The sequence below is a fragment of the Microcystis sp. M179S2 genome (assembly GCF_020245805.1).
GTDB classification, from domain to species: domain Bacteria; phylum Cyanobacteriota; class Cyanobacteriia; order Cyanobacteriales; family Microcystaceae; genus Microcystis; species Microcystis aeruginosa.
Map to the genome: position 1 here is coordinate 1 of NZ_JADBUE010000128.1, position 5,333 is coordinate 5,333.

Consider the following 5,333-nt stretch of genomic DNA (forward strand, 5'->3'; position numbering starts at 1 on the left):
CAAAGGCGGTGGGCGAATCGACCTTTAAACACTTTTGTGGAAGCTTTAGAAGCTTTTCGGACAGCGATGTCTTTCCGTTTCTTTGAGTGGCTGACCGAGAATCGGGATGTGTTTGCCGCTTACAAAGTCAGTTTAGGCTTTATTTGGGCTTGAAATTTGTTTAAGTCCCATTAACCTCTCTGGAGAATGGACAAAAAGCGATCGAAACTCGTTTAACCTCTTTGGAGAATGGACAAAAAGCGATCGAGAATAGCGTCGGAGAGATCAAAAGAGAAATTCAGGTTTTAGAGATAGGACAGACGGAAATTAAGGGAGAAATCAGGACTTTAGACGCAAAAATCACCGGTTTAAATGAAAGAGTGAAACTCATCGAGGCATCCGTGGGAAAAATTCCCGATTTAGCTGAAAAAATTGGGGAGGTAAAAAACTGGAAACAGATCGGTATATCGATTGTGACTGCTTTTGTGGGTGGGGTAATTGGTTGGTTGATTCGGGGAAAATAAAACTAAGGAATGTAACATAGTATTAAGCATTTGTATATTTTTATCAATTTTTATGGAACAGACAGCTTTAAATCTGATCGCGATTACCGTTTTTTCGATCACTCTTTCCGTATTTGTCACCCCTTTGCTGTCTATTTCGCCTTTTGTCCCTGCTTTAGCTACTTTTAGCCTCTTGGGATTAGTTACCGTTGATACTCTCACCTTTAATAACCGGGGCGTGACTTTACTACTGGATGCTCTTTCTCCTAGTAAACACCGTCAAAGAGTTATTTACCACGAAGCCGGACATTTTCTCACCGCTTATATTTTGGGCATTCCGATCGCCAGTTATAGTTTGACCGCTTGGGAAGCCTTTCGTCAAGGCCAGGAGGGAGTCGGCGGTGTTCAGTTTGACCTAGCAGATTTAGAGCAAAAAGTCAAGAATTTTACCGATTTTCCTGCTTTTTTAGAGAGAATTTACACGGTGTGGATGGCGGGAATTGCTGCCGAAACCTTAGTTTATGGTAAAGCGGCAGGGGGAGAAAGCGATCGATTTTATCTGCAATCGGCCTTAAAATTAGCGGGGGTTTCCGAGAATAATTATGCCCAAAAAGAGCGCTGGAGTTTATTACAGGCAAAAACTCTTTTAGAAAAACAACAGACTGCCTATCAAGCTTTAGTGATAGCTATGGAAAAAAGGGCCAGTGTGGAAGAATGCTGTCGGGTGATTAGTGAAAGTTTAGTATAACGGGAAAAGTAATCAGGGATGAATTTGATGATTTCCCCGTTAAATTTTTATGAATAATCAGAGCATTCAATCCGATCAGCGATTAGCTTTAATTGTGCGCGGGGCAGTACAAGGGGTCGGTTTTCGTCCTTTTGTTTATCGATTAGCAACGGAATTAAACGTAGCCGGTTGGGTGAATAACACAGCAGCGGGAGTTTTTATTGAAGTCGAGGGCAATCGAGACAAACTAGAAACTTTTTTGACTCGATTATCTTTAGAAAAACCACCTCGATCGCTAATTGAAAATATTGAGACTCAATGGTTAAATCCCGTCGGTTATCAAAACTTTAGCATACGTCCTAGCAGCGGCGGTGAAAAAAATACAATTGTTCTGCCCGATTTAGCCACTTGTCCCGATTGTTTAGCCGATATTTTTGACCCGAATAATCGTCGTTATCGCTATCCTTTTACTAACTGCACTAACTGCGGTCCTCGCTACAGTATTATCGAGAGTTTGCCCTATGATCGCAGTGCCACAACTATGAGGGGTTTTAATCAGTGTCCCGAATGTCAAAGGGAATACGAAAACCCTCTAGATCGCCGTTTTCATGCCCAACCGAATGCCTGTCCTCGTTGCGGACCCCAAATTAGTCTTTTAGATAGTCAAGGATGTGTATTAGCGGAAAAAGATCAAGCTTTAATCGCTACTGCTAGAGCAATTGAACAGGGAAAAATTATGGCGATCAAAGGATTAGGAGGATTTCACCTAGTCGTCGATGCAAGAAATACGGAAGCAGTGCAAAAATTGCGACAACGTAAACAGCGACTGGATAAACCTTTTGCCGTGATGTATCCTAATCTTGACTTAGTGAAAAACCACGGTTATGTATCTTCTTTAGAATCGCAATTATTGCAGTCTCCTGCAGCGGCAATTGTCCTGATTAAACAAAGAAAAAATTATCTTTCTGCTGCCGTTTCTCCGGGTAATCCCTATCTAGGAGTCATGTTACCCTATACTCCCCTACATCATCTTTTATTAGCAGAATTAGGCTTTCCTATTGTAGCAACCAGTGGTAATCTAGCCGATGAACCTATCTGTATTGAGGAAAAAGAAGCTTTAGAAAAATTGGGAACTATCGCCGATTTATTTCTAGTTCATAATCGTCCTATTGTTCGACCAGTGGATGACTCTATTATCAGGGAAATGGCGGGAAAAGCGATGATTTTGCGGCGAGCGCGGGGATATGCTCCCTTTCCCGTTAAAGTTAATGAGGGAGATTTTCCTCCGATTCTAGCCGTGGGAAGTTATTTTAAAAATACCGTGGCTATCTACCAAAAAAATCAAGTTTTTATTAGTCAACATATCGGCGATTTAGATACAGTTAATGCTGTCAATCACTTTGAAAATATTCTCGATAGTTTAAAAAAATTATACGAGTTTGTACCGGAAATTATCGCCTGTGATGCCCATCCTGAATATCTAGCAACCAAGTACGCTTATAGTTTAAATTTACCCGTTATTCCCATTCAACACCATTACGCTCACGTTTTATCCTGCATGGCAGAACATCAGCTACAACCTCCAGTTTTAGGGGTTGCTTGGGATGGAACAGGATACGGTTTAGACGGCACAATTTGGGGGGGAGAGTTTATCCATATCACTGCCGATTCTTGGCAGCGAGTCGCCCATTTTAAACCCTGGCTATTACCTGGAGGAGAAAAAGCGGTTAAAGAACCCAGACGAGTGGCTTTAGGATTACTAGAAGTGATGGAAAATACTGATAAGATAAAATCAGCTTTTAGTGAACAGGAATGGTCTATTTTTAGGCAAATGTTAACCAAAAAAATTAATTGTCCTTTAACTTCTAGTGTCGGGCGTTTGTTTGATGGTGTGGCGGCGATTCTAGGTTTATGTTATCAATTAAGTTTTGAGGGACAGGCAGCAATGCAGTTAGAATTTGCCCTTGAGGGCATTAAAACGGAGGAATATTATCATTTTTCTTTATCAGCTGACTCACCCATAGTTATTGATTGGAATCAGCTAATTTTAGGAGTTGTTGAGGATTTAGAAAAACAAGTACAAATCGGCATAATTGCCGCTAAATTTCATAATAGTTTAAGTGAGATTATTGTAGAAATTGCTCAGAAAATAGGCAGAGAAAAAATTCTCCTGACGGGAGGCTGTTTTCAAAATCGTTATCTGACGGAAAGAACAATTAATCGCTTACAAGCTTCGGGATTTCAACCCTACTGGCAGCAAACTGTTCCCACTAATGATGGTGGTATTAGCCTTGGTCAAATTATCGGGGCCTGTTCTAAACTTAAACGGTTTTAGATAAGTAGGTGGGTGGAATTAAATATAAGATGAACGTAGGTTGGGTTGAAGTATGAAACCCAACGCCCGCATGGGTTACGCTACCGCTAACCCATCCTACAAATAATTGTGCCTCCCTACTTAGGGTAGGGAGATGACTACAGCCTTGTCATCGGGGTCAGCTACGGGAATTTGACCGCTATTATTGATGGTAAAGGCGAAAATACCGTCGCCATCGAGGTTAGGATTCCCTGCGGTGATGCTGTAGGTTAAAGGGTTATTATCGGCATCAGTGGCGTTAATTGTGCCGACGACGGTGTTTAAGGGGCTATTTTCGGGTACGGTGAGGGTAGTATCGTTGAGGACAGGTGCGCTATTTTGGACGAATTCATAAGCACCCATATCGACGTTTGTACCGTTAACGCGAGAATTTCGGGCAATATCGAAGGGTATGGCTTCGGTGATGTTGCCATCGCCGTCTAAGTCACGGGTATCGGCAGGGAGGGAGGCGTTATTTTGAGTTATACTAAAAGTCAAGTCTTCTAAGTTAGTTAGTATAAAAACTATGGAAATTACTATTTACATTCCTGAAGCTGTGGGACAACAACTACAAAAAAAATGGGATAATTTATCTCAAAAAACTTTAGAAGCTTTAGCCATACAAGCTTATCGAGATGGGGTAATGACTTCAGCAGAAATTCAAACTCTATTAAATTTATCTTCTCGAGGGGAAACCAATGAGTTTTTAAAACTTCATCAAGTTGATCCAGATTATACAGAGGAAGATTTAGCTAAAGACGTAAAAAATATTGAACAACTCGATAATTATAAAAATATCAGTGAGACTCAGTTAGGGTTTGGAGAATTTATTCAAAAATTTCGTCAAGAACATAATCTAGCACAAGAGGGTATTGAGTCAGAAGAACTTTTAAAAGAAGTGCGTGATTTATCATCAGGACGTGAGGTAATTTGGTAAATTTACGTTTTTTACTGGATAGTAATATCTTATCAGAGCCTTTGCGACCTCAACCAAATACAAAGGTAATGGAAAAACTACTTGAACATCAGCAAGAAATCGCTACAGCGACAGTTGTTTGGCATGAGCTTCTATTTGGGTGTTATCGTCTTCCTGATTCAAAAAAACGAAGAAATATTGAGGAATATCTCAAAGAGACTGAATTAATATTACCTTTATTATCTTATGATCGTAACGCCGCCACGTGGCACGCACAAGAAAGATCCCGTCTTGTTAAATTGGGCAAAACACCGCCTTTTGCTGATGGTCAAATTGCGGCAGTTGCCTACGTTAATCAACTTATTTTAGTCACTAATAATGTCTCAGATTATAGAGAATTTCAGGGGCTTAAAATAGAAAATTGGCATTATTGATTCAGGGAACATAAACCCTATCGCTTACGTCCCCTTTAAACATCAATTAATCATCGTTATTGTCGTCTTGATTGCGCTTTTTAGACAGCAATGCACCTAAACCTAGTGTTACTATTCCTAAGATTGTAGAAGGTTCGGGAACAGATGTCAAAGGTTCTGAAATTGTCTGTATTTCAAGTTCGGCATAATCAATAGCAATCGCATCTGATCTTGTACCTCCGAAGCTATTTAATGCAATATTTACATTGCCATCTGCTAAACTAGAAAAGAAAAGAGAATTAAGATTAAAAATTGTAACGTTAACAGGAAGCTGAGTAAAAGCATTGCCATCTGGCGTAGAAACATCATCAAACGCTCCTGATACTTCAATACCATCAATAAATAACCTGTCATCAAATGGAATTCCACCGAACCCATCTCC

7 protein-coding genes and 1 pseudogene are annotated in these 5,333 nt (G+C 40.2%); 6 read left to right on the forward strand and 2 right to left on the reverse strand.

Annotated features, from left to right (window positions below):
* The 4 genes and pseudogenes from IM500_RS07445 to hypF form a co-directional block, all read left to right on the forward strand.
* A pseudogene (locus IM500_RS07445) lies at window positions 1–153 on the forward strand (IS701 family transposase); the annotation flags it as partial.
* Window positions 154–179: 26 nt separating this feature from the next.
* Window positions 180–503 carry a hypothetical protein gene (locus IM500_RS07450; protein WP_199328766.1) on the forward strand — a complete coding sequence of 108 codons (324 nt, stop codon included), beginning with the start codon at window positions 180–182 and terminating at the stop codon, window positions 501–503.
* Window positions 504–555: 52 nt separating this feature from the next.
* Entirely contained in the window at window positions 556–1,230 is a 675-nt protein-coding gene (locus IM500_RS07455) for an ATP-dependent Zn protease (RefSeq protein ID WP_190720714.1), read from the forward strand.
* Window positions 1,231–1,279: 49 nt separating this feature from the next.
* Window positions 1,280–3,544, forward strand: a complete 2,265-nt coding sequence (gene hypF / locus IM500_RS07460) for a carbamoyltransferase HypF (RefSeq protein ID WP_287738052.1) — start codon at window positions 1,280–1,282, stop codon at window positions 3,542–3,544.
* A gap of 120 nt (window positions 3,545–3,664) precedes the next feature.
* Here the strand turns inward: hypF and IM500_RS07465 are convergent, their stop codons facing one another.
* A complete protein-coding gene (locus IM500_RS07465) occupies window positions 3,665–4,060 on the reverse strand; it encodes a cadherin repeat domain-containing protein (protein ID WP_287738053.1) in 396 nt (131 codons plus the stop codon).
* Window positions 4,061–4,088: 28 nt separating this feature from the next.
* Here IM500_RS07465 and IM500_RS07470 point away from each other — a divergent pair, with 28 nt between their 5' ends.
* Window positions 4,089–4,499 (forward strand): UPF0175 family protein, encoded by a 411-nt coding sequence (locus IM500_RS07470; RefSeq protein WP_287738054.1) that lies wholly within the window; start codon window positions 4,089–4,091, stop codon window positions 4,497–4,499.
* Entirely contained in the window at window positions 4,493–4,912 is a 420-nt protein-coding gene (locus IM500_RS07475) for a type II toxin-antitoxin system VapC family toxin (protein WP_272080677.1), read from the forward strand. Before IM500_RS07470 ends, IM500_RS07475 begins: the two co-directional genes overlap by 7 nt.
* 46 nt (window positions 4,913–4,958) lie before the next feature.
* Here IM500_RS07475 and IM500_RS07480 read toward each other — a convergent pair.
* Window positions 4,959–5,333: PEP-CTERM sorting domain-containing protein (locus IM500_RS07480; RefSeq protein WP_287738055.1), on the reverse strand; the 375-nt coding region annotated here is incomplete at its 5' end.

What these genes read in the sequence shown, in the direction of transcription:
- IM500_RS07455 (WP_190720714.1), top strand. Translation starts at nt 556, where the DNA reads ATGGAACAGACAGCTTTAAATCTGATCGCGATTACCGTTTTTTCGATC.
- hypF (WP_287738052.1), top strand. Translation starts at nt 1,280, where the DNA reads ATGAATAATCAGAGCATTCAATCCGATCAGCGATTAGCTTTAATTGTG.
- IM500_RS07470 (WP_287738054.1), top strand. Translation starts at nt 4,089, where the DNA reads ATGGAAATTACTATTTACATTCCTGAAGCTGTGGGACAACAACTACAA.